We start from the raw sequence: 23,148 nt of genomic DNA on the forward strand, positions 1-23,148 counted from the left end.
GTCCAAGACGGCCCGGATGCTGGTTCTCGGGCCCGCGGCCACGAGCGAGATGAAATCGGTGGTTGCCGGTTCCGATGTCGTGCGGGTGTCGCATCGAGCCGAATGCCCGGTCGTCGTCTGGCGCGGCATCCAAGGCCACGAGGTCAGCGAAACCCGGCCCGTCGTGGTGGGGGTGGACGGCAGCGAACTGAGCGACCTGGCAGTGGCCCACGCGTTCGAGTTCGCGGCGTTCTTCGGCGCTCCCCTCGTCGCGGTGCACACCTGGGCCGAGCACTCCACCCTCGGTGCGTGGTACTCGGAGGAAAGACGCTTCACCGACTGGTCCGATCTGGTCCAGCACGAGGAGGCGTGGCTCGCCGAGAGCCTCGCCGGGTGGCGCGAGAAATATCCCGATGTCGAGGTCACGCGCTGCCTCGAGCGTGGTGGGCCGATGAAGGTACTCCTCGAGTACTCGTTCGGTGCACAGTTGATCGCGGTCGGCAGTCACGGGCGAAATCCGTTCACCGCGTCGATCGTGGGCTCGACGAGCCAGAGCCTCATCCACCACGCCCGGTGCCCGGTGCTCATCTGCCGAAAAGGCTGAACACCGGCAGGATCCGTTTCTCCCCTTTTCGATCAGCCTGATTCATATTCACGCTTCGCGGCGCCATTTCCCCGGCGGGGCGCGACCCGAATTCCTGTGCCAGAACACTGCCCTGACCTGCTGACATACAGAACATCACGGCGCTGATATCGGACACTCACACGCAGCAGAAAATGCCAAGTGCTGCAATCACACCAATTCGATTTCCTCCAGATTTCGGCACCGAATTTCGCGTTTATAGTTTCCGGCATGTCGGAGCCACGCCCATATCTCGTGTGCGCGTCACAGCGCAGCGGCAGCACTCTGCTCGTCGAATCCCTTCGCGCCACGACCGTGGCCGGCAACCCCGAGGAGTTCTTCCAGTACCTGCCGTCCACCAAGCGATCACCGCAGCCGCGGCAGTGGTTCGAGGGCGTCACCGACGAGACGGTGCTCGCACTGCTCGCCCCGCTCGAACCGGGGACCGCCGACACCCGCACCGCGGAGCAGTGGCGCGATCAACTGCTCAGCCTCGGTCGCACGCCCAACGGGGTGTGGGGCGGAAAGCTGATGTGGAATCAGGTGCCGCTCGTCCTCGACCGCGCCGCCGGACTTACGGACCGGTCCGGCGACGACCTGCGGTCCGCCCTCGACGACATCCTGGGCCGCGACCTCGCCTTCATCCATGTCTACCGGCGTGACGTCGTCGCGCAGGCGGTGTCGATGTGGCGGGCGGTGCAGACTTAGGTGTGGCGCGACGACGCCACGCCGCCCGCCCCGCACGACGGCGCCGAATACCACGCGGGCGGCATCGCGCACCTCGTCCGCATTCTGCGCGATCAAGATGCGCAGTGGCGCAACTGGTTCGAGGCCGAGGGACTCGACCACATCGACATCGGTTTCGACGATCTCGTCGCGCGGATTCTCGCCGAACTCGCCCGGCACGAGACGCTGCCGGCCTAGCCTGCGACGAGCCGGAGGAGTGCCTCGTGGAGCGCAATCCGGTCGTCGAACACACGCCGGCGCGGTCCGTACGCCTGAACCCGATCGTGCCCACGGCCTGCGACCACCACGACGTCGCCCGGCGCGGCGAGAGTGACGGCGGCGACGATCGCCTCGGCGCGGTCGGGTAGGACGAGCACGTCGGCGCCGCCACCACTGCGTGCTCCTCGCGCCACGTCCTCGCGCAGGCGCTGCGCGTCGTCGGAGTACGGACTCTCGTCGGTGACGATGACCGTGTCGGCGAAACGGGCTGCGGTCGCACCGAGCGGGACCCGCTTGCCGGGATCGCGCTCACCGGTTGCCCCGACGACGGCGATGACCCGGCCCCGTGTCAGGGAACGGAGGTACGGAAACAGACGTCGCTGACCGGCCGTGTTGTGCACGTAGTCGACGAACGCGAGGAACGGCTGGCCCGCGTCCACCGCCTCCAGGCGTCCGGGCACCGTGTCGAGGTTCTCGAGCCCGCCGACCGCCGAGTCGAGGTCCACACCGCGAGCCGCGAGGGCGGCGATCGCCGCCAGTGCGTTGTCCACCTGGTGCACTCCGAGTAGCCGGAGCCGCACCTGTTTCCGTGCCCCGGCGCCGTGAAGTGTGAACGACGTGCCGCCCTCGTCCGCATGCACGGCGGCCGCGTGGAAGTCGGCCGCCGCCGTCCTCGACGAGAACGTCACGCGGGGCACGGCGACGGTGGCGGCGAGGCGGCGTCCGAACTCGTCGTCGATGCCGATGGCTGCCGCGGCGCAATGCCCCGGTTCGAACAATCTGGCCTTCGCCGCGAAGTACGCGTCCATGTCGGGGTGAAAGTCCAGATGGTCGCGGGCGAGGTTGGTGAACACCCCCACCCGGAAGGACGTTCCGTCGATTCGGTGCAGAGCGAGGCCGTGGCTCGACACCTCCATCGCGACGGCGCCGATCCGGTGCTCGGCGAACGCGGCGAGGGTCTGCTGGAGTTCGCACGCCTCGGGAGTCGTCCGGGTCGCGGTGCGTGACCCGTTCGGTCCCCGGACGGTGATCCCCGTCATCATGCCGGTGGCGACACCTGCCGCGCGCAGTCCCGCGTCCAGCAGATACGCGGTGCTGGTCTTCCCGTTCGTCCCGGTCACGCCGTAGACGTCGAGTGCCTCGGACGGATTGCCGTAGACCCACGCTGCCAACGGACCGAGAACACGACGCGGATCGTCCACCACGACCGTCGGCAGGACGTCCGACCCGCGGTCGCTGAGCATCGCGACAGCACCGCGCGCCGCGGCCTCGACCGCGAACTCGATCCCGTGCCGGTGCCGCGCCGGCAGCGCCGCGTACACGTCGCCGGCCCGGACGAGCCGAGAGTCCTGGTTGATACCCGTCACCGCTGCCTCGCCGGACCCGCGGAGCGTCGCCGAGCGGCCGAGGCGGCGCACCATCTCGCGCAGTAGCTTCGGCGGGGTACACCGCGGGCAGTCGACGCTCACGCTTCCAGTGCACCACTGCCGTGCAGGTCGCGGCGACGGAACCGCATCATCCGGCCGCTACCCGGCGGTTACGTCGCTCCGCGGCTCGGTGAGGATTCCGCGTGCCGAACTGTAGGCCGAACGCACGTCCGGCACCCGGCCGAGTGTGGCGAGGTATTCCTCCATCGCCTTCCGGGCGTAGGCCGTCCCCTCCGCCTCGCTCGGAATCGAGTCGCCCGTCGCCCGCCGCCACGTCGCGAGTTCCAGCGCCAACTCGGCCTGTGTCCCGGCGAGGTCCTCGGTGTCGGCCAGGTTGTCGCGCTCGCCGGGATCGGCGACCAGGTCGTAGAGTTCCCGGCTCGGACGCGGCCCGAGATGCTCGGTGCCCAGCGCCGCACCGGACAGACTGTTCTCGATGTCGAGGGGCAGATCGAGCTTGGGCCGGGGTGCGTAGTTCTCGATGTAGCTGAACTGCTTGGTGCGCACCGCGCGAATGGGATCGAAGCTGTCGTGGAAGGTCTTCTCCGTGAACAGGACGTCGCGCGCCGTCGCCTCCGACCGGCCCAGCAACTGCCCGGCGTGGGACACGCCCTCCACCGCCGCGGGGATCGGGATCCCGAGCAGATCGAGGAGGGTGGGAACCAGATCCACCCCACTGAACAGGTCGTCGTAGACGCGGGGCGTCGCCCGCAGCCTTCGCGGTGGCCGGATGATCGTCGCAATTCCCGTGCCCGGCGCATACAGTGTCGACTTCGCACCGGGGAACGCCTCGCCGTGGTCGGTGAGGAACACGACCCACGTGCTGTCGTCGAGCCCCTCGTCGTCCAGCGTCTGCAGCAACCTGCCGACGGCCGCGTCGGCCACCTCGATCGACCCGTGGAATCCGGCCAGATCCGCACGGACCTCCGGCCGGTCGGGCAGGTACGACGGAACGTCGAAACCCTCGGGATCGGCGGGGACATACCGGTCGACCGGGTACGGGCGGTGGGTCTCGAAGAAACCCGCGGTCAGCAGGAACGGTTGCGGAGGGAACCGCGCCAGCCACCGCGACGCCCGATCGGTGACGTATTCGCAGTACGAGTTCGTCACGTCGTACTCGTGGAAGCCGAGCCGCTTGGGGTACGCGGTCTCGTGCTGCATCCCGAACAGAGCCGTGTACCAGCCCGCCTCCGCCAGCAGGGACGGCAGCGTTCGGACGTCGTCGTGGTACTGCCAGCCGTGGTGTGCGAGGCCGATCAGACCGTTGCTGTGCGGGTACCGGCCCGAGAACAGAGCGCCACGCGACGGCGAGCACAGCGGCGCCGCCGCATGCGCGTCCGTCAGCAGCACACCCTCCGCGGCGAGCCGGTCCAGGTTCGGACTCCGCACCCCCGACGCGCCGTAACACCCGAGGTGACGGCCCAGGTCGTGCCAATGCACGATCAGAACGTTGTCACGGACGGGATTCACCGGGGTCGCCACAGTCGCCTCCTACATCAGCGGGGAGTTACAGGGAGACCGGAACTTCGGCCTCCGGGAGTTCGGGTGCCCGCGTCGCCCGCGCGTACACGGTCTCGCCTTCCTGCAAGCCGAGCGCCGCGCTGTCGCCGCGAGTCACCTGCGCGGAGAACGGTTCACCGGTCGCCTCGTTACGCAGATCCACCCGCACCTCGAATCCCAGGTGCACCACGCGCTCGACGGTGGCCCGGGTGACGCCGAGCGATTCGGCCGTGCCGGCCTCCCGCGCGAGGGCCAGGTCGGGATCGCGGCCGAGACGGATGTCGTGCGGTCGGACCAGCTGACCGTTGAGCTTGGCCACCGACCCGAGGAACGACATCACGAAGTCGTTGCGCGGACGATCGTAGAGGTCCTCCGGTTCGCCGATCTGCTCGATCCGGCCCTTGTTGAGGACCGCGATCCGGTCGGCGACGTCGAGCGCCTCCTCCTGGTCGTGGGTGACCAGCACGGTGGTCACGTGCACCTCGTCGTGCAACCGGCGCAGCCACGTGCGCAGGTCCGTGCGGACCTTCGCGTCGAGTGCGCCGAACGGCTCGTCGAGGAGAAGCACCTTCGGGTCCACGGCCAGGGCCCGCGCGAGCGCCATCCGCTGACGCTGACCGCCCGACAGTTGCGCCGGATAGCGGTGCTGGAACCCGTCGAGGCCGACGATCTCGAGAAGCTCGTTGACCTTCCTGTCGATCTCCGGCTTGGGCCGCTTGCGGATCTTCAGACCGAACGCGACGTTGTCGCGCACCGTCATGTGCTTGAACGCCGCGTAGTGCTGGAACACGAAGCCGATGTCCCGCTTCTGCGGGGAGATGTCGGTGACGTCGTTCCCGCCGATCACGACGGTGCCGGAGTCGAGGGACTCCAGTCCGGCGATGGACCGGAGCAGCGTCGACTTGCCCGAACCACTGGGCCCGAGGAGCGCGGTCAGCGAACCCGAGGGGATGTCGATGGTGACGTCGTCGAGAGCAGCAAAGGACCCGTAGTTCTTCCGGGCGCCGGTCACGGTAATCATGTGGTGCTCCTCTTGCGGTCGAGCAGAGTCATCAGAAGCAGGGTGATCAGCGCAATGCCCATCAGCAGGGTGGCTGCGGAGTACGCACCGAACGTGTTGTGGTCGTCGATGTAGCGCGAATGCACGAGCAGGGTCAGGGTCTGCGAAACCCCGGGGAAGCCCGAGGACACCATGATCACCGCACCGAACTCGCCCAGCGAGCGGGCGACGGTGAGGACCACACCGTAGGTCAGGCCCCAGCGGATGGCGGGCAGTGTGATCAGCCAGAACGTCTGCCAGCGGCTCGCGCCGAGCGTCGCGGCGGCCTGTTCCTGTTCCTCGCCGATCTCGTGCAGGACGGGTTCCACCTCCCGCACCACGAACGGCAGTGTCACGAAGAGGGTGGCGATGACCATGCCGGGAAGCCCGAAGATCACCTTGAACCCCAGCGATTCGAGCCCGCCGAACCAGCCGTTGGCACCCCACAGCAGGATCAGTGACACACCGACCACGATGGGTGAGACGGCGAACGGCAGGTCGACCACCGCCTGCACCAGGCCGCGACCGGGGAAGCGGCCCCTCACCAGCGCGAGTGCCGTGACGATCCCGAACACCACGTTGACCGGGACGACGATGGCCACGATCAGCAGGGACAGGTTGAGCGCGGAGATCGCGGCGGGGGTGCTGATCGACTGGATGAAGGCGCCGATCCCGTTCTCGAACGTGCGGAACAGAATGATGACGATCGGCACCACCAGCAGGCCGAACAGGTAGAGCAGCGCGACTGCGCGCAGGGTGATCCGGGTGGACCCAGAGAGCTTCATTCCGCCTGCTCCTCACGACGCTGCCCCCGGCTGGCGAAGACCCGGAGGGCGAACAACGTCACGAACGCGATGGCCAGGAGAGCCACCGACACGGCCGCCGCGGCGGCCGGCCGATCGATTTCGATCTGCTGTTGAATGTACTGGGAAGCGACCTGTGTCTCTCGGGGAATGTTTCCGCCGATCAGGACGACGGATCCGTACTCGCCGATCGCGCGGGCGAACGCGAGCCCCGCGCCGCTGATGATCGCCGGGGTCAGGGTGGGCAGCACGACTCTCCGGAAGATCGTCACGTTGTCCGCGCCGAGTGAGGCCGCGGCCTCCTCGACTTCCCGGTCCACCTCGATGAGCACCGGCTGCACCGAGCGGACGACGAACGGCAGCGTCACGAACGCCAGTGCCACGATCAGACCGGGCTGCGTCGCGTTGAGGTGGACGCCGATCGGGCTCTCCGGGCCGTACAGCGACAGCAGCACGATGCTGGCCACGATGGTCGGCAGCGCGAACGGCAGGTCGATCAGCGCGTTGACGGCCCGCTTGCCGGGAAACTCGTCGCGCACCAGAACCCACGCGATGAGCGTGCCCATGATCACGTTGATCACGGCCACCACCACCGACACCACGACGGTGACGCGCAGGGACGCCACCGCCACGGGCGAGGTGATCGCGTCCACGAAGCCGCCGATTCCGTCGCCGAACGAGGCGACGGTGAGCGCGGCGAGGGGCAGGACCACGATGATGCTCAGCCAGAGCGTCGCGATGCCGATGCCGAGGGGTCCCACCGCACCGGTGACCCGGGCGACCTTCTTGCGCGTAGGCGGAACGGGCGGAGACGGCACCGTGGTGCCGCGTCCGCCCGTCGCCGTCGTCGTGTCGCTCATGTCGGTCTTACTTGGTTGCGTTGTCGTAGATCACTGCGATGGACCCGGTGTCCTTGGCGAACACCTCGGAGTCGACCTTGGACCAGCCGCCGAGATCGGCGATGGTCCACAGCTTGGCCGGCTCCGGGAACTTGTCGGCGAACTCCGTGGCCACCGCGGGATCGACCGGGCGGAATCCGGCCTCGCCCCACAGCTTCTGCCCCTCGGGGGTATAGAGAAAGTCCTTGAACGCGTTGGCCTTCTCCAGGTTCTTGCTGTTCGACAGCACCGCGACCGGGTTTTCGATCTTGAACGTGGTCGGCGGGGTCACGTGCTCGACGGGGTCGCCGTTGCCCTCGATGAACAGCGCCTCGTTCTCGTAGCTGAGCAGCACGTCGCCGGTGCCCTGCAGGAACGCCTCCGAGGCCTCGCGGCCCGACTTCGGCTGAATCTTCACGTGGTCGTTCACCAGCGAGGTGATGTAGGCCAGACCGGCCTCCGGGTCCTGACCGCCGTTGCTCTTCGCCGCGTACGGTGCGACCAGGTTCCACTTCGCGGATCCGGAGCTGAACGGGTTGGGGGTCACGACCTCGACGTCGGGACGCAACAGGTCGTCCCAGTCGCGGATGTTCTTCGGGTTGCCCTCACGCACGACGATGGTGACGACCGACCCGAAGGGAATTCCGTTGTAGGCGTCCTGGTTCCAGCTCTTGTCCACCAGGCCGGCGTCGACGAGGCGGGTGATGTCGGGTTCGACGGAGAAGTTGACGAAGTCGGCCTCGGCGCCGTCCTTGACCTTGCGGGACTGGTCACCGGAGGCACCGTAGGACGGCTGGAAGGCCACGCCCTTGCCCTCGTCGGTGGCGTTGAACGCGGGGATCAGCTTGTCGAAGCCCGGCTTCGGCACGGCGTACGCGTACAGGTTGATGGTGCCCGCACTGCCGTCGGCACCGGCCGAGTCGCTGCCGACGGTGTCGCTGGCGCCGCCGCTGCACGCGGTCAGCGCCACAGCTCCGAGCGTCACGAGGGCCGTGAGAAGACTGCGAGAACGGCGTTTCATGGGAGAAACCTTCCTGGGGATCTGTCACAGAGGGGTGGTGCACAAACGTGGGAGGGGGTTCGAGAGGAGGAACGCAGGGATCGCCCGAGCGGGCATCAGGAATGCGAACGAAAATCAGCAGCGCGAGACCGATCGAACGGGTGCGGTGTCACCCGCACGCATTGCTGTGTGCGAGGAGAAATCAACAACAGTCGATGTCGGCGACTGCGAGCATGCCGACAGCGATCAACGCCAATTCATGGCGGACCTGGTGTACAGCGGCTTCAGACACGCCGTGGACTGTAGCAGAGGCTGAACCAACCGCCCACATCGAACGGGATCTACCGGGTGACCAGCCATGCGACGACGACGAGGACGAGCAGCGCGAGCAGCGCGAGCGTGACGCGGGAGCGCGGCATCAGGGTTCCTCCACCTTCGAGACGTCCCGCCTGAGCAGGACGAAGACTGCGGCCAGGCCACGATCGAGCAGCCACGCCAGTCCTCGGCACACCGGCACCATCACCAGCAGCACGAGAGCGACCTGCGGAACGAACGGGAGCCCGGCGATCCACAGCTCGAAGCCGTCCCACCAACTCGCCATCCGGTCCACGGTTGCCACCCTATCGTTCGCCGGCACCGAGTCGGCGCACAGGTGGACGCCGCGACGACGACAGCCGATGATAAGCAGATGGTGTCTCTCGATGCGCACTCGGACGACCAACCCCGCTCCGCCGCGCATCGTCACCGTCGCGCGTTTCCGCCGATCGACGATTACGCATTCCTGTCGGACTGCGAGAACACGTGCCTGATCGCACGGAACGGCGCGGTCGAGTGGATGTGTATCCCCCGGCCCGACTCCCCCAGCGTCTTCGGCGCCGTCCTCGACCGCAGCGCCGGCCACTTCCGGATCGCACCGTACGGGCAGAACGTGCCCGCCGCCCGCCGCTACCTGCCAGGGGGACTGATCGTCGAGACGACGTGGCAGACCCCGACAGGGTGGCTCATCGTCCGCGACGCACTCGTGCTCGGCCCGTGGCACAACGTGGAGCAGCGGTCCCGCTCCCGCCGCCGCACCCCCACGGACTGGGATGCCGAACACATCCTGCTGCGGACCGTCAAATGCGTGAACGGCACCGTGGACCTCGAGATGAGCTGCGAGCCCGCGTTCGACTACCACCGCGGCGACGCAGTGTGGGAGTACACCGGCAAGGTCTACGAGGAAGCCACCGCCACCTGCACGTCGAGCGGCCCGGGCGACCACCCGACACTCCGGCTGACCAGCAACATGAAGCTCGGGCTGGAAGGGCGCGAGGCCCGCGCCCGGACCCGGATGGTCGAGGACGACAACGTGTTCGTGGCACTGTCCTGGTCGCACCTGCCTGCGCCGCAGACGTACGACGAGGCTGCCGAGAAGATGTGGCAGACGGCGAAGTTCTGGCGGGAATGGATCACGACCGGCCGCTTCCCCGACCACAAGTGGCGTGGCTACCTGCAGCGCAGCGCCCTGGCCCTGAAGGGGTTGACGTACGCCCCCACCGGCGCGCTGCTCGCCGCGTCGACCACGTCGCTTCCGGAAACCCCCGGGGGTGAACGGAATTGGGACTACCGCTACGCGTGGGTCCGCGATTCGACGTTCGCGCTGTGGGGTCTGTACAGCCTCGGACTCGACCGGGAGGCCGACGATTTCTTCGCGTTCCTCTACGACGTGTCCAGTGCCGACGACGGCAAGTACCGGCCGCTGCAGGTGATGTACGGCGTCGGCGGCGAGCGGACCCTCGTCGAGGAGGAGCTGCCGCATCTGTCCGGCTACGACGGCGCGCGTCCGGTCCGGGTCGGAAACGGCGCGTACGACCAGGATCAGCACGACATCTGGGGAACGATCCTCGATTCCGTGTACCTGCACGTGCGATCGCGCGAGCGGGTGCCGGAAACGCTGTGGCCGATGCTCAAACGTCAGGTCGAGGAGGCGATCGAGCACTGGCAGCTCCCCGACCGCGGCATCTGGGAGGTGCGCGGCGAACCACAGCACTTCACGTCGTCGAAGATCATGTGCTGGGTGGCGCTCGACCGGGGCGCGAAACTCGCCGAGCAGCAGGGCGAGACGAGTTACGCGGACCAGTGGGCCGAACTGGCCGACGAGATCAAGGCCGACATTCTCGAGCACGGCGTCGACGCACGCGGAGTCCTCACCCAGCGGTACGGCAGCGACGAACTCGACGCCTCACTCCTCCTCGCTCCGCTCCTGCGGTTCCTGCCCGCCGACGACCCGCGTATCCGCGCGACTGTGCTCGCCATCGCGGACGAGCTGACCGAGGGCGGGCTGGTGCTGCGCTACCGGGTGGAGACCACGGACGACGGGCTGACGGGCAAGGAGGGCACGTTCACGATCTGTTCGTTCTGGCTCGTGTCGGCGCTCGTGGAGATCGGTGAGCTCGACCGCGCGAAGCGCCTGTGCGAGCGGCTCCTCGGGTTCGCCAGCCCCCTCGAGTTGTACGCGGAGGAGATCGATCCCGGGTCGGGACGGCACCTGGGCAATTTCCCGCAGGCGTTCACCCATCTGGCGTTGATCAACGCGGTCGTTCACGTCATCCGCGCCGAGGAGGCCGCGGCGAGCGGCTTCCACCCTGCCCACTACGCGGTGTGATCAGGCCGAGGACCCGCGACTGCGGTTACTCCGCGAAACGGTGTAGCAACCGCTCCGCGTCGGCCGCGATCTGCCGCACCACGACACCGGCCGGCCGCTCCGACGTGACGAGACCAGCCGCCTCCCCGGCGTACACGACACCGAGGTCGGGATTCGCGGGGTCGTAGGCGGCGGCGAGTTCGGTGTCGGGGGCGTGTGCGCCGTGCCAGCGGGACGTGAACTCGTTGCTCAGGGCCCGCCCACCCCATCGGGCCGGCCACGGCTGGCTGCGCGCCTGGTCGAACACCGACGTGTACACGGTGTCGGCGCTGCCCGCCGCGATCAGCTTGTCGCGGGCGTACTCCGGTCCGATGGTTTCGGGGCTGGCCAGCAACGCGGTCCCGATCATCGCGCCTTCCGCGCCTGCGGCGAGAACAGCGGCGAGACCGCGGCCGGTCGCGATGCCGCCGGCCGCGAGCACGGGCAGCGCGGTGGCGTCCAGGATCTCCTGCAGCAGCGGCAACGTCCCGATCCGGCCGGTGTGGCCGCCCGCCTCGGCGCCCTGGGCGATGACGAAGTCGACGCCCGCCGCCTCCACGACCCGCAGATCGTCGACCGTGTTCACCTGCGACATCACGAGCGCCCCGGTGGCGTGCACCCGCTCCACGTAGGGCGCGGGATCACCGAACGACAGCGACACGACCCGCGGGTTCTCCGCCAGCGCGGCGTCGAGCAGAGCGTCGTCGTCGTCGAGCGCCCAGGTCATCAACCCGATACCGAAGGCGTCGCCGCCGATGCTCCGCGCGACCGCCGTCTCCTTCGCCACCCACTCCGGGGTGGCGTAGCGCGCCGCGCCGAGCAGGCCGAGCCCACCTGCCTTCGACACCTCGCCGACGAGGGCCCCGCCGGCCCGTCCGCCCATCGGGGCGCCGAAGATCGGTACCTCGATTCCCAGTGTCCGGGTGAGCCAGGTTTCGAGGGCCACGTGCCGCACCTACTTTCGATCAGACGTCGACGGAGGAGAACCAACCGAGCGATCGCGCTACTTCTTCGGCTTGTCCCCGACCGATTCGGACGACAACGCGGCTACGAAGGCCTCCTGCGGAACCTCGACCCGGCCGATGGTCTTCATCCGCTTCTTGCCTTCCTTCTGCTTCTCGAGCAGCTTGCGCTTACGGCTGATGTCGCCGCCGTAGCACTTGGCGAGCACGTCCTTGCGGATCGCGCGGATGTTCTCACGCGAGATGATCTTCGAGCCGATCGCCGCCTGGATCGGCACCTCGAACTGCTGCCGGGGAATCAGCTCACGCAGCTTCGACGTCATCCGTCCGCCGTACGCGCCGGCCGCGGAGCGGTGCACGATCGACGAGAATGCGTCGACCGCCTCACCCTGCAGCAGGATGTCCACCTTCACCAGGTCGGCCTGCTGCTCGCCGGCCTCCTCGTAGTCGAGGCTGGCGTACCCCTTGGTCCGCGACTTCAGGGCGTCGAAGAAGTCGAACATGATCTCGCCCATGGGCATCTCGTAGCGAAGCTCGACCCGGGTCTCGGACAGGTAGTCCATGCCGCCGAGTTCACCGCGCCGGTTCTGGCAGAGCTCCATGATCGCGCCGATGAACTCGCTCGGCGCGATGACGGTGCACTTCACCATCGGCTCGTAGACCTCGCGGATCTTGCCCTCCGGCCAGTACGACGGGTTGGTGACGACGTGCTCGGAGCCGTCCTCCATCACCACCCGGTACACCACGTTCGGCGAGGTCGAGATCAGTTCGAGCCCGAATTCGCGCTCGAGGCGGTCGCGGGTGATCTCCATGTGCAGCAGTCCGAGGAATCCGCAACGGAAACCGAACCCGAGCGCCACCGACGTCTCCGGCTCGTAGGCCAGGGCGGCGTCGTTGAGCCGCAACTTGTCCAGGGCGTCGCGCAGCACCGGATAATCCGACCCGTCGAGCGGATAGAGGCCGGAGTAGACCATCGGCTTGGGGTCGCGGTACCCCACGAGGGGTTCCGTCGCACCGCCGCGCGCGGCGGTGACCGTGTCGCCGACCCGCGACTGCCGGACGTCCTTCACACCGGTGATGAGGTAACCCACCTCGCCGACGCCGAGGCCGATACTGGCCTTCGGTTCGGGCGAGATGATGCCGACCTCGATCAGATCGTGGGTGGTGCCCGTCGACATCATGGTGATCTTCTCGCGCGGCGAGATCCGGCCGTCGACCACGCGCACGTAGGTGACGACTCCGCGGTAGGCGTCGTACACGGAGTCGAAGATCATGGCGCGCGCCGGACCGTCGGGGTCGCCGACGGGGGCGGGGATCTGCCGCACGACCTCGTCGAGCAGTTCCTTCACACCCACGCCGGTCTTGCCGGACACGCGCAGCACGTCCCCCGGTTCGCACCCGGTGATGTGCGCGATCTCCTCGGCGTACCGGTCGGGGTCGGCGGCGGGCAGGTCGATCTTGTTGAGCACCGGGATGATGGTGAGGTCCTTCTCCATCGCCAGGTACAGGTTGGCGAGAGTCTGGGCCTCGATACCCTGCGCGGCATCCACCAGCAGGACCGCACCCTCGCAGGCCTCGAGTGCGCGCGAGACCTCGTACGTGAAGTCGACGTGCCCGGGGGTGTCGATGAGGTGGATGACGAACTCCTCGTCGCCCACCTTCCACGGGAGCCGCACGTTCTGCGCCTTGATCGTGATGCCACGCTCGCGTTCGATGTCCATGCGGTCGAGGTACTGGGCACGCATCTGCCGCTCCTCGACCACACCGGTGAGCTGCAGCATGCGGTCGGCCAGCGTCGACTTGCCGTGATCGATGTGCGCGATGATGCAGAAATTCCGGATCCGGGCAGGATCCGTGAACGTCTTGTCGGCGAAACTGCTGATGGGGGACCCCTTACCTGGACCGGCACCGGCCCGGTTCCGGACCACTGTCACCTGTCAGGATATCCAAGCCACCGCGTTGCGGCTGCCGCGGCATACACGCACTAAGCTCGGCGGCCATGGCGAGCACGTGGAGCAGCATCGGGAAGACGTTGGGCCGACTTGCACGGGACAAGGGCCCGCAGCTTCTCCAGCAGTTGCAGAAGTCCGGCGCGCTGGACCGCGCGGCCGGTGTCCTGACCGGGTCGACGGCCGCCGCGCCGAAGCCGGCCCCGGGTCGTCCGGTCACCGCGAACTCCGCCCCGACAGCCCATCGGGCACGGAGGGTGGAGTACTCCCCCGACCTGGACGGTCGCGCGGATCCCGGCGAAATCGTCTGGACGTGGGTGGCGTACGAGGAGGATCCGAGCCAGGGCAAGGACCGCCCGGTGCTCGTCGTCGGACGCGATGGCGACACCCTGATGGGGTTGATGCTGTCCTCGCAGAGCAAGCACGACGGCGACCGGGACTGGATCGCGGTCGGCACGGGGGCGTGGGATGCGGAGGGCCGTCCGAGCTGGATCCGCCTGGACCGGGTGCTGGACGTGCCGGAGGCGGGGATCCGCCGCGAGGGTGCCGTGATGGCCCGGGACACGTTCGAGATCGTGGCGCGGCGTCTGCGGGCGGACTTCAGCTGGCAGTGACGCGGTCACCGGCCTAGATCTTCGGCGATCATCTCGGCGATCGCGGTCATCGCGAGCGCGTTGGGGTGTGCCGGTTCAGCGGGTGACTGCGGCAGGATGCCCTCGAACCATCGCTGTCCCGCCGGCGCGCAGGCGTCGTGCCCACCGTCCACGGCGGCCGTCGCGATGTCGACGTAGTGCACGCCGTACCTGGCCGCGGCCTGGGCGTAGATCTGGTTGAACCGTGCGAAGTATTGCTCGAGCCAGACCGCGTCCGCGTCGGACACGGGCAGGTTCGGCCAGCAGCCGCGTCGTCCGACGGAGCCGCCGTGCCCGATCAGGTAGACCTCGGCGTTCGGCGCCTTCGCGACGATCGCAGCCACCACGGCGTCGACCTGGGGCGCCATCTGCGCGATCCCCTCGACCGTGAGTTGCTCCGCCCGTGGGTTGTTGCGGCAACCGGCATCTGCGCCGGGAACGACGGCGCCGCATCGCACCGACACGGGCAGGTGATTGGAACCGCCCCCGCCGATGCTGAGCGTCACGACGTCGGTGTCCGGGCGGAGCGCGTCGATCTGCGGCGGAGCGAATCCCGTCCCCACGAACTGCGGCGTGCTGATCACGTGGGCGGGTTTCGCGGCGGAACAGGTGACGTCGACGACGGTGGCTGCGCCGATCAGCCGCGCCAGCTTCGCCGGGTAGTTCAGGTCCGGTGATCGCAGGCACAGGTCGCGGTGCTCGGAGAACTCGATGAGCGGCCCGGCCGCCCGGGAGTCGCCGAGTGCCACATATGTCGGTCCCCGCCGCGGCGCGTCCTCGGCGGTCGCGGTCGCCGGGATCACCCCGGTGAGCGCGAGAACGACGCACGTGACGATTGCGGCTCGCAGGGCGCGCCGGTCCGGGACGGGTCGGTGGGTGCTCAGCTCTGCAGTCGGTCGTACCGGCCGAACAGCGACCGGTACACCAGCGCTCCCACCGCGCCACCGATCAACGGGAACACGATGAACAGCCAGACCTGAGCGAGCGCGCCGTTCTGGTACGGCGCGACGGCGAGACTGCGGGCGGGGTTGACGGACGTGTTGTCGATCGGGATCGACACGAGGTGGATCACGGCGAGCGTGAATCCGATGGAGACACCGGCGAGGGGGACGTCGGAGATCTGGTCGGTGGATGCGAGGACCACGAACACGAGCAGCGCGGTGAGCAGGACTTCGATGATCATCGCCGCACCGATGCCGTACCCGTTCTCGATGACCCCGCCGAGCGGCCCCTTGATGGCGGACGGGCTGTGGGCTCCCCAGCCGTTGGCGCCGAGACCGTCGGCGGCCCGGTTGTACGAGGGCAGGCTCTGCGCGATCGCGTAGACCACCACTCCGGCGACGAGACCGCCGATGACCTGTGCCACGACGTACAACCCCGCCTTCGCGACGGACAACCGGCCGAGCGCGAGGTGTCCGACGGTGACGGCCGGGTTGACGTGGCAGCCCGAGATCGGGCCGATGGCGTAGACGAGGAAGAGGAGCGTCAGTCCGAATGCCAGTGCCACACCGAGGTTTCCGACCTTGGCTCCGGCGAAGACCGCCGTACCCACCGCCGCGAAGACGAGTACGAACGTACCGACCGCCTCTGCTACGTATTTCTTGAGATCCGAGATCGGTTCGACTTCTACGTATTCCTGTGCGGTTGGAGACATTGAACCCACCTTCGTCGAAATGGATCGTTAGTCCTGCTTTCCACAGAGAGATCTGGCTGGCACTTTACGCCAGGCGTGTGATCTCCACGACGACTTCGAGATCTGTCGCCCGGCCACCGGAGAAGATGCCCTTGAGCGGCGGAACGTCCGCGTAGTCCCGTCCGATACCCACCGACACGTGCTGTTCGTTCACCGCGACGGCGTTGGTGGGGTCGTATCCCCACCATGCACCGGTCCATGCCTCGACCCACGCGTGACTCTCCCCCGCCACCGTGTCGTCCACCGCCGCATCGGGTTTCGGGTGCAGATAGCCGGACACGTAGCGACTCGGAATCCCCATACTGCGCAGAAGGACCAGCGTCAGGTGCGCGTAGTCCTGGCACACGCCCTGCCGCTCGGCCCAGGCGTCGACCGCGGACGTGTGGACGCCCGTCGTGCCCGGAACGTAATCCATCTCCCGATGCACCCAGTCCGCCGCCGCGACAACGGCTTCGTCGGGAGTGCGGCCCTTGCGGAGGTCCCGGGCGATCGTGTCGAGCTTGCGGCTGCGCGGCACGAACGTCGTGTTGCTCAGCTGTTCGTTGAACCGGTCGGTGAGCGGAGGGCTGACCAGCTCGTCCCAGTCCACCTTCTCCTCCGGCTCCCAGAACGGCTCGGTCTCGACCACGGACAGCCCGGTGACCTCGAGTTCCTTGTGCGGCGCATGGAGATCGAACGCGGTGACGGCGGTGCCCCAGTAGTCGGTGTAGCGGTACGACCGCGTCGCCGGCGTCGTTTCGACCCGGTTCAGGATCACCGTCTGCCTGCTGTCACCGCGAGGGGTGAGTCGCGCCTCGTTGTACGAGGACGTGACCGGTGCGTCGTAGGCATACCCGGTGGTGTGCACGACTCTCATACGCCAGCTCACAGCTCTCCCTCCACGACGGCTTCGCCGCCGACGGCCCGTGCATCGGTCCACGCCACCCACGGCGCGGCGTGAAAATACTGCAGCGCGATGGCTTCTCCGAGCTCGCGGCAAGTTTCCTGCAACCCCGCGAGCCGATCCTGGAGATCCTCGAGGAGCACGCCGGGCGGCAGGAACTCGAGTTCGCTGCGGGCCCTGCCGAGGAGACGCTGCGCCTCGGCCCTGGGTCCGACGCGGCTGTCGGGCTGGTGGTCGAGTTCGGCGAGGCACAACTCCGCCTGTCGGATGGCGTGGAACACCGACCGCGGAAACAGCCGGTCCAGCAGGATGAACTCGACCACCCGGTTGGCGTCCAGCGCGCCGCGGTATGTGCGCAGGTAGGTGTCGTGGGCTCCCGCGGAGCGCAGCACCGTCACCCACGCCGGCGAGGACGGGCGGTCGCCCGCACGGGACAACAGCATCCGCGCGAGCATGTCGACGCGTTCGATCGAGCGGCCGAGCAGCAGGAAGCGGTATCCGTCGTCGCGGCTCATCGTCGAATCGGCCAGACCCGCGAACATCGCCGCGCGTTCCTCCACGTACCGGAAGAACTCGTGCGGCCCGAGACGCTTGGACGCCCGCTCCCGTTCGGCGAGGCCGTTGTACGTGGTGTTGAGGCACTCCCACATCTCGCTGGACGTGACCTCCCGGGCACCCCGCGCGTTCTCGCGGGCGCTGGCGAGGGAGTCGATGATCGAGCCCACCTGGTTGCGGCTGAACGCCACCAGTTCCGTCACCGACCGGACGTCGAGTTCGGTGTCGGGCGCTTCGATGCCGAGCACCCGCAGCAGCAACCGGGACGTGCGGTCCGGGTCCACCGAGGCGTCGTCGAGCAGTTGATGCACGGCGACGTCGAGAATGCGGGCCATGTCGTCGGCCCGCTCGACGTACCGGCCGATCCAGTACAGCGATTCCGCGTTCCTCGCGAGCATCAGCGATCACCTCCCTGGCCCTGTTGCTGCTGCTGTTGCTGTTGTTGTTGCAGTTGAGTCGTGCTGAGTTCGGGTCCCTGCTCGGCCTCGGCGGACTGCGCAGGCTCGGCCACGAGCTCCTCACCTGCGAGTTCCCGCTCCTCGTCGGAGCTCCTGCTCGCGAGCACCCACGTGTCCTTGCTGCCGCCGCCCTGGCTGGAGTTCACGACGAGAGACCCCTCGGGCAGGGCCACGCGGGTGAGCCCGCCCGGCAGCACCCACACGTCGTCACCGTCGTTGACCGCGAAGGGCCGCAGATCGACGTGCCGGGGAACCAGTTCGTCCCCGACCTTGGTGGGCACCGTGGACAGCTGGACGACGGGCTGCGCGATCCACCCGCGCGGGTCCGCCTTGATCTTCCGGGCGATCGTGTTCAGTTCCTTGGGTGATGCGTCGGGGCCGAAGACGATGCCGTAGCCGCCGGAACCCTCCACCGGTTTGATCACCAGTTCGTCGACCCGGTCCAGGACCTGTTCGCACTCCTCGTCGAGCCAGCACCGGAATGTGTCGACGTTCGCGAGCAACGGCTTCTCACCGAGGTAGTAGTCGATGATCTGCGGGACGTAGGTGTAGACGAGCTTGTCGTCACCGACCCCGTTGCCGACGGCACTCGAGATGACGACGTTGCCCGCCCGGGCCGCGTTCAGCACGCCGGCCACCCCGAGCACGGAATCCGGGCGGAAGTGCATGGGGTCGAGGTAGTCGTCGTCGATGCGGCGGTAGATGACGTCGACCTGGCGTTCGCCCTCGGTCGTGCGCATGTAGACCATGTTGTCGCGGCAGAACAGGTCGCGGCCCTCGACCAGTTCGACACCCATCTGGCGCGCGAGCAGCGAATGCTCGAAGTACGCGGAGTTCGCGACCCCGGGCGTCAGCACCACGACGGTCGGGTCGGCCTCGTTGAGGGCGGCGGAAGCGCGCAGCGCCCGCAACAGATGGGAGGCGTAGTCGCCGACGGACCGCACACGGTGTGACATGAACAGGTCGGGGAACACCCGCGCCATCGTGCGGCGGTTCTCCATGACGTACGACACTCCCGACGGCGAACGCAGGTTGTCCTCCAGTACGCGGAACACCCCGTTCTCGTCGCGGACGAGGTCGATTCCGGCGACGTGGATCCGCACCCCGTTCGGCGGGACGATCCCGGAGGCCGCCCGGTGGAAGTGCTCGCACGAGGTGACCAACCGCTTCGGCAGCACGTGGTCACGCAGGATGCGCTGTTCCCCGTACACGTCGTCGAGGAACATCTCGAGCGCCTGCACGCGCTGCTTGATGCCTTTCTCGAGACGCGTCCACTCGGCAGCGGCGATGACCCGAGGAACCAGATCGAGCGGGAAGGGTCGCTCCTGACCGGACAGCGAGAACGTCACGCCCTGGTCGATGAACGCCCTGCCGAGGGCGTCGGATCGGGCGGCGAGATCGGCTCGGTCCGCGGGCTCGAGCGCCTTGAAGACGCCTTTGTAGGGCGGGCGGACGGTGCCGTCGCGGTCGAACATCTCGTCGAACGCCAGCCCGTAGCGCCCGATGTCGGTGTACCCGTCGAACACGTGGGCGGGTTCTGCGGGCTTGCGCGGCCGGGCGGTCACCCGCGTCCGCGGCTGGGTTCCCGATGCCTTCGCACCCGCCTGCGTGCTTCCCCCCGATTTTCGGACGGGGGCTTTCGAGGTTGCCGACGATTTCGTTACTGTTGACGACTTCGATGCTGGGGGCGTCATCCCAGACATGCTGCTACATGTACACCCCTTCAGCAGCACAGCCGCAGGATTTGTCGGCGCGTCCGGCGCCGGTTTGAGATCGGACACCGATCACTGGTAATCTCGCCTGTCGGTGCATATGTGTGCGCCCAGAGCTTTCTCGACCGTAACCAGCTTAAGACGACAGGATTTTACGCGTGGCCAACATCAAGTCCCAGGTGAAGCGGATCCGTACCAACGAGGCGGCCCGACTCCGTAACCAGTCGGTGAAGTCCTCGCTGCGCACGGCGATCCGCTCGTTCCGCGAGGCTGCGGCGGCCGGTGACAAGGACAAGGCCAACGAGCTCCTCGTCGCCACCAGCCGCAAGCTCGACAAGGCAGCCAGCAAGGGCGTCATTCACGCCAACCAGGCTGCCAACAAGAAGTCTGCTCTCGCGCAGGCGATCAACAAGATCTGACGGTTCTTCCGTCGTAGGCTCTCCAACAGCCGCTCGATCCTCGGACCGAGCGGCTGTTGTCGTGTCTCCGTCAGACCTGTCGTAGCCGGGAGACGCGGCCCACGGCACTCTCGACGGCGTAGTCCGCGTCGGCCGACGCGCCCTTGACGTCGGCGTTCAGGGCGGCCACGATGCGCAGCGCCTCCCCCACCGACGTCGGTGTCCAGCCCTTCGCGAGGGCCTGCGCCTTCTTGATCTTCCAGGGCGGCATGCCGAGTTCCGACGCCATCCGGAACGGGTCTCCCCGCCCCGCCGGGGCCACCCGGGCGATCGAGTGCACCGCATCTGCCAGCGCGTCCGCCAGCAGCACGTGCGGCACGCCACGCAGCATCGCCCAGCGCAGCGCCTCGATCGCGCCCGCGGTGTCGCCGGCGACGGCCTTGTCCGCGACGTCGAATCCGCTCACCTCGGCCTTGCCCGAGTAGTACCGCTGGACGGCGGCGACGTCGATCTTTCCGCCGGTGTCGGAGGTGAGTTGCGAGCACGCGGCGGCCAGTTCGCGCAGATTCGAGCCGACTCCTTCGAACACGCTCTGCACCACTTCCGGCGACACCCGCACCCCGAGGGTGCGGAACTCGCCGCGAATGAACCCGATCAGGTCGCCCGACTTCAGTTTGGCGCAGGGGTGCACCACGGCTCCGAGCTTCTCCAGCGCCCCGGTCATCGCTTTCGCACGTCCGCCGCCCGAGTGCAGGACCACCAGGACGACGCCCGGTGGCGGGTCGCCGGCCGCGTCCAGGATCAGTGCCACGGCGTCCTTGCCCGCCTCCGCCGCGGCCTCCAGCACCACCACGCGATCTTCGGCGAACAGCGAGGGGCTGAGCAGTTCGGCGAGTTCGGCCGCCCCGGCATCACCCGCCCGCAACCGGTTGACGGGAAGCTCCGCGCCCGCGGCCACGTCCGCGTTCGCGCGGACGTGGCCGATGACCTGCGCCACCGCGCGTTCGACGAGGAATTCCTCGTCACCGAGGACCAGATGGAGCTGTTCGAGCTGAGTTGGAGTGCTCACGCGAAGATCGTGCCACGTGGGGCGGACACGGTCGCCGACACCCCGGAACCGGGACCGAGCAGGCCGAACACGGGCGATCGCCACGCAGCGGTCGCGTCGGCGGTGGACACTCGATCATATGACCGCGGAAACCGAGGTGGACGGCGTCACCCGCGAAGACTACGCGCACATGATCGACCTCGACGACGATCGCGCGGCAGGGCACCGGTACGAGCTGAGTTTCCGGTACACCTGCCGCGACGGGCTGCTCCTCCGATGGTCGGTGCAACTGGTGACCCGCTGCTCGGCCTCCGGGCACGCCGAGACACTGTTCGCGGGTGGTCGATCCGTCCTCGAACCCGCATCGCCCTCGCATCGCGACGTTGCGGGGGCCGGCTCCGACGGCGACTTCGACGCGGCGTGCGACTTCTACGAACACCGGTGGCGGGCCCTGCTCGACCCGGCGGGCGGCAGCCCGCGAGGTGAGAACGAGCAACGTCACCTGTCCGACGCGCTCACCCTGTACGGGCGTACGTGGCGCAACGCCGCCGGCCGGGCGCTCGCCGACCGGCTCGCGTCGTTCGCCGAAGTCACCGTGCTCGCCCTGGGCACCGACCCCGCGTTCCACGTCATGCGCCGCACCGCCGCCCACTACCCCGATCCGGTCGTCCTCGCCGTCTACCAACCCGTCGGGCAGCGCATCGACCTCACCCTGGTCGACACCGCGACCGTGGAGGCGTTGATCGACGACCCCGGTCCGCTGCGCACCGGACCGGACACCAGCGCAGGCGCCCTGCTCACGGGCATCGGACCCGCCGGACTGCTGCATCCCGGCTACATCGGCTCCACCACCGCCGGCGTCACCGAGCTGACTCCGCCGCCCCCGGTCAGCTGACCACTTCGCGCGTCAGGAGGTCGACCACCGCCGCCAGCGTGCCGACGCGCCCGAACTCGGCCCGTTGCCGCTCGGCGCCCGTGCCCTCCCGCAACACGGTGTCGAGCCCCGACTCGAGGAACGCCCGATCACTCGCGCCGAGCCCCGGGGCCACGTACTCGTTCAGCATTTCCAGCTGCAGGCGGATCGGCTGGGACCGATCCGCGGCCGGGCTCGTGCATTCCCCGTCGAGTCCGTCGCGAGCCGCGCGCCACAACTGCGCCCGCAGCAGCTCGCCGCGCAGCCACGGCACGGTGAGGCCGTCCTCCAGCGACCGCAGCGCCCACCCGACGAGCCCCTTCACGACCACCGCGAAGAGCGCCGCGTGCGCGGCGGTCATGGCGACGTCCGCGATCCGGACCTCGATGGTCGGTTGCTTGTCGGAGAGCCGGACGTGCCAGTAGATCATTCCCCGATCCATGGCGGCACCGGTTCCGATCATGGCGCCGACCGTCGCCTCGTACTGGTCCGCGGAATCGAAGTGGGGCGGCGGTCCCGCCGACGGCCACCGCGACCACATGATGTGCCGCCAACTGTGATACGCGGTGTCGTGCCCACTGTGGAACGGGGAGTTCGCGGCGAGCGCGAGCAGCACGGGCAGCCAACTGCGGACCAGGTTGCTCACCTGCACACCCACGTCGCGGCTCGGGATCCCCACGTGCACGTGGCAGCCGCACGTGGTCACCGTGTCCACGATCGACCCGAAGTGACGGGCCATCTCCTCGTACCGCGGGCTCGGGGTGATCGCCGGGGGCAATCCCTCGACGATCAGGGACGTCCCGCTGGGCAGCAGCAACAGGTCGCGGCCCGCGGCGGCCTTCGCCAGCCGGCGGCGCAGGCTGCGCAGCTCCTCGTGCAGTTCCTCCCCGGTGTGGCACACACCCGTCGCCGTCTCGATCTGGCATCGGGCGAGTTCACGCTGAAGCCCGTGAATGTCGTGGCCGGCCTCGGCCACCACGTCGGGTCCCGCGGCGGAGAGGTGACCGGACTCGTCGACGAGGAAGAACTCCTCCTCGACTCCCACACTGAGGTCGCGACCCGATTCCGTTGCTGCAGGGCTCATTCAGGA

17 protein-coding genes and 5 pseudogenes are annotated in these 23,148 nt (G+C 68.3%); 6 read left to right on the plus strand and 16 right to left on the minus strand.

Going from position 1 to position 23,148, the window contains the following annotated elements; genetic code table 11:
* A partial coding sequence (locus tag G9373_RS34255) for a universal stress protein (protein WP_167119344.1) occupies positions 1 to 583 on the plus strand: 583 nt, incomplete at its 5' end.
* A 249-nt stretch (positions 584 to 832) separates the two neighbouring features.
* Positions 833 to 1,477: pseudogene (locus G9373_RS34260) on the plus strand (Stf0 family sulphotransferase); the annotation flags it as partial.
* A 44-nt stretch (positions 1,478 to 1,521) separates the two neighbouring features.
* Here G9373_RS34260 and G9373_RS34265 read toward each other — a convergent pair.
* From G9373_RS34265 to G9373_RS34295, 7 genes are all read right to left on the minus strand, one after another.
* Positions 1,522 to 2,967 (minus strand): UDP-N-acetylmuramoyl-L-alanyl-D-glutamate--2,6-diaminopimelate ligase, encoded by a 1,446-nt coding sequence (locus tag G9373_RS34265; protein WP_206033001.1) that lies wholly within the window; start codon positions 2,965 to 2,967, stop codon positions 1,522 to 1,524.
* Between the two features lie 105 nt (positions 2,968 to 3,072).
* Positions 3,073 to 4,419, minus strand: a complete 1,347-nt coding sequence (locus tag G9373_RS34270) for a sulfatase (protein ID WP_206033003.1) — start codon at positions 4,417 to 4,419, stop codon at positions 3,073 to 3,075.
* Positions 4,420 to 4,480: 61 nt separating this feature from the next.
* Positions 4,481 to 5,494: a sulfate ABC transporter ATP-binding protein gene (locus G9373_RS34275; protein ID WP_005575148.1), complete on the minus strand. Its 1,014-nt coding sequence runs from the start codon at positions 5,492 to 5,494 to the stop codon at positions 4,481 to 4,483.
* The gene (cysW, locus tag G9373_RS34280; RefSeq protein WP_005247987.1) at positions 5,491 to 6,297 is read right to left on the minus strand and encodes a sulfate ABC transporter permease subunit CysW; all 807 of its coding nucleotides are present in this window, start codon (positions 6,295 to 6,297) and stop codon (positions 5,491 to 5,493) included. Before cysW ends, G9373_RS34275 begins: the two co-directional genes overlap by 4 nt.
* Positions 6,294 to 7,175 (minus strand): sulfate ABC transporter permease subunit CysT, encoded by an 882-nt coding sequence (cysT, locus tag G9373_RS34285; protein ID WP_005247989.1) that lies wholly within the window; start codon positions 7,173 to 7,175, stop codon positions 6,294 to 6,296. Before cysT ends, cysW begins: the two co-directional genes overlap by 4 nt.
* Before the next feature lie 7 nt (positions 7,176 to 7,182).
* Positions 7,183 to 8,214 (minus strand): sulfate ABC transporter substrate-binding protein, encoded by a 1,032-nt coding sequence (locus G9373_RS34290; protein ID WP_167119347.1) that lies wholly within the window; start codon positions 8,212 to 8,214, stop codon positions 7,183 to 7,185.
* A 397-nt stretch (positions 8,215 to 8,611) separates the two neighbouring features.
* On the minus strand, positions 8,612 to 8,794 hold the full coding sequence (locus tag G9373_RS34295; RefSeq protein WP_005247996.1) for a hypothetical protein: 183 nt from the start codon (positions 8,792 to 8,794) through the stop codon (positions 8,612 to 8,614).
* 87 nt (positions 8,795 to 8,881) lie between these two features.
* On the opposite strand from G9373_RS34295, the gene G9373_RS34300 reads away from it, so the two are divergent.
* The gene (locus G9373_RS34300; RefSeq protein WP_005261264.1) at positions 8,882 to 10,837 is read left to right on the plus strand and encodes a glycoside hydrolase family 15 protein; all 1,956 of its coding nucleotides are present in this window, start codon (positions 8,882 to 8,884) and stop codon (positions 10,835 to 10,837) included.
* A 25-nt stretch (positions 10,838 to 10,862) separates the two neighbouring features.
* On the opposite strand, the pseudogene G9373_RS34305 reads toward G9373_RS34300, so the two are convergent.
* Positions 10,863 to 11,801: pseudogene (locus tag G9373_RS34305) on the minus strand (nitronate monooxygenase); the annotation flags it as partial.
* Positions 11,802 to 11,858: 57 nt separating this feature from the next.
* Positions 11,859 to 13,751: pseudogene (lepA, locus tag G9373_RS34310) on the minus strand (translation elongation factor 4); the annotation flags it as partial.
* 65 nt (positions 13,752 to 13,816) lie between these two features.
* On the opposite strand from lepA, the gene G9373_RS34315 reads away from it, so the two are divergent.
* Positions 13,817 to 14,380, plus strand: a complete 564-nt coding sequence (locus G9373_RS34315; RefSeq protein ID WP_005261266.1) for a type II toxin-antitoxin system PemK/MazF family toxin — start codon at positions 13,817 to 13,819, stop codon at positions 14,378 to 14,380.
* Positions 14,381 to 14,385: 5 nt separating this feature from the next.
* On the opposite strand, the gene G9373_RS34320 is transcribed toward G9373_RS34315, so the two are convergent.
* From G9373_RS34320 to G9373_RS34340, 5 genes are all read right to left on the minus strand, one after another.
* A complete protein-coding gene (locus tag G9373_RS34320; protein ID WP_206033007.1) occupies positions 14,386 to 15,246 on the minus strand; it encodes an SGNH/GDSL hydrolase family protein in 861 nt (286 codons plus the stop codon).
* Between the two features lie 32 nt (positions 15,247 to 15,278).
* Positions 15,279 to 16,052, minus strand: a complete 774-nt coding sequence (locus G9373_RS34325; RefSeq protein ID WP_005575140.1) for an aquaporin — start codon at positions 16,050 to 16,052, stop codon at positions 15,279 to 15,281.
* Positions 16,053 to 16,116: 64 nt separating this feature from the next.
* Positions 16,117 to 16,947: a transglutaminase family protein gene (locus G9373_RS34330; RefSeq protein ID WP_005261269.1), complete on the minus strand. Its 831-nt coding sequence runs from the start codon at positions 16,945 to 16,947 to the stop codon at positions 16,117 to 16,119.
* An 8-nt stretch (positions 16,948 to 16,955) separates the two neighbouring features.
* Positions 16,956 to 17,927: an alpha-E domain-containing protein gene (locus tag G9373_RS34335; RefSeq protein ID WP_005248011.1), complete on the minus strand. Its 972-nt coding sequence runs from the start codon at positions 17,925 to 17,927 to the stop codon at positions 16,956 to 16,958.
* The gene (locus tag G9373_RS34340; RefSeq protein ID WP_240960898.1) at positions 17,927 to 19,462 is read right to left on the minus strand and encodes a circularly permuted type 2 ATP-grasp protein; all 1,536 of its coding nucleotides are present in this window, start codon (positions 19,460 to 19,462) and stop codon (positions 17,927 to 17,929) included. Before G9373_RS34340 ends, G9373_RS34335 begins: the two co-directional genes overlap by 1 nt.
* Positions 19,463 to 19,857: 395 nt before the next feature.
* Between G9373_RS34340 and rpsT the strand changes: the two are divergent.
* A pseudogene (gene rpsT / locus G9373_RS34350) lies at positions 19,858 to 20,118 on the plus strand (30S ribosomal protein S20); the annotation flags it as partial.
* 70 nt (positions 20,119 to 20,188) lie between these two features.
* Here the strand turns inward: rpsT and holA are convergent.
* A pseudogene (gene holA / locus G9373_RS34355) lies at positions 20,189 to 21,166 on the minus strand (DNA polymerase III subunit delta); the annotation flags it as partial.
* A 118-nt stretch (positions 21,167 to 21,284) separates the two neighbouring features.
* Between holA and G9373_RS34360 the strand changes: the two are divergent.
* The gene (locus G9373_RS34360) at positions 21,285 to 22,040 is read left to right on the plus strand and encodes a hypothetical protein (RefSeq protein ID WP_120660656.1); all 756 of its coding nucleotides are present in this window, start codon (positions 21,285 to 21,287) and stop codon (positions 22,038 to 22,040) included.
* Here G9373_RS34360 and G9373_RS34365 read toward each other — a convergent pair.
* Positions 22,033 to 23,142 carry a glutamate--cysteine ligase gene (locus G9373_RS34365; protein ID WP_043786877.1) on the minus strand — a complete coding sequence of 370 codons (1,110 nt, stop codon included), beginning with the start codon at positions 23,140 to 23,142 and terminating at the stop codon, positions 22,033 to 22,035. The genes G9373_RS34360 and G9373_RS34365 overlap by 8 nt on opposite strands.
* Between the last annotated feature and the right edge of the window lie 6 nt (positions 23,143 to 23,148).

It is taken from the genome of Rhodococcus sp. A14 (assembly GCF_011603105.1).
GTDB classification, from domain to species: domain Bacteria; phylum Actinomycetota; class Actinomycetes; order Mycobacteriales; family Mycobacteriaceae; genus Rhodococcus_F; species Rhodococcus_F opacus.

Coding starts and splice junctions, on each gene's coding strand:
- G9373_RS34265 (WP_206033001.1), bottom strand. CDS start 2,967: ATGGTGCGCCGCCTCGGCCGCTCGGCGACGCTCCGCGGGTCCGGCGAG.
- G9373_RS34275 (WP_005575148.1), bottom strand. CDS start 5,494: ATGATTACCGTGACCGGCGCCCGGAAGAACTACGGGTCCTTTGCTGCT.
- cysW (WP_005247987.1), bottom strand. CDS start 6,297: ATGAAGCTCTCTGGGTCCACCCGGATCACCCTGCGCGCAGTCGCGCTG.
- cysT (WP_005247989.1), bottom strand. CDS start 7,175: ATGAGCGACACGACGACGGCGACGGGCGGACGCGGCACCACGGTGCCG.
- G9373_RS34290 (WP_167119347.1), bottom strand. CDS start 8,214: ATGAAACGCCGTTCTCGCAGTCTTCTCACGGCCCTCGTGACGCTCGGA.
- G9373_RS34295 (WP_005247996.1), bottom strand. CDS start 8,794: ATGGCGAGTTGGTGGGACGGCTTCGAGCTGTGGATCGCCGGGCTCCCG.
- G9373_RS34300 (WP_005261264.1), top strand. CDS start 8,882: ATGGTGTCTCTCGATGCGCACTCGGACGACCAACCCCGCTCCGCCGCG.
- G9373_RS34315 (WP_005261266.1), top strand. CDS start 13,817: ATGGCGAGCACGTGGAGCAGCATCGGGAAGACGTTGGGCCGACTTGCA.
- G9373_RS34325 (WP_005575140.1), bottom strand. CDS start 16,052: ATGTCTCCAACCGCACAGGAATACGTAGAAGTCGAACCGATCTCGGAT.
- G9373_RS34330 (WP_005261269.1), bottom strand. CDS start 16,947: ATGAGAGTCGTGCACACCACCGGGTATGCCTACGACGCACCGGTCACG.
- G9373_RS34335 (WP_005248011.1), bottom strand. CDS start 17,927: ATGCTCGCGAGGAACGCGGAATCGCTGTACTGGATCGGCCGGTACGTC.
- G9373_RS34340 (WP_240960898.1), bottom strand. CDS start 19,462: ATGTTCGACCGCGACGGCACCGTCCGCCCGCCCTACAAAGGCGTCTTC.
- G9373_RS34360 (WP_120660656.1), top strand. CDS start 21,285: ATGACCGCGGAAACCGAGGTGGACGGCGTCACCCGCGAAGACTACGCG.
- G9373_RS34365 (WP_043786877.1), bottom strand. CDS start 23,142: ATGAGCCCTGCAGCAACGGAATCGGGTCGCGACCTCAGTGTGGGAGTC.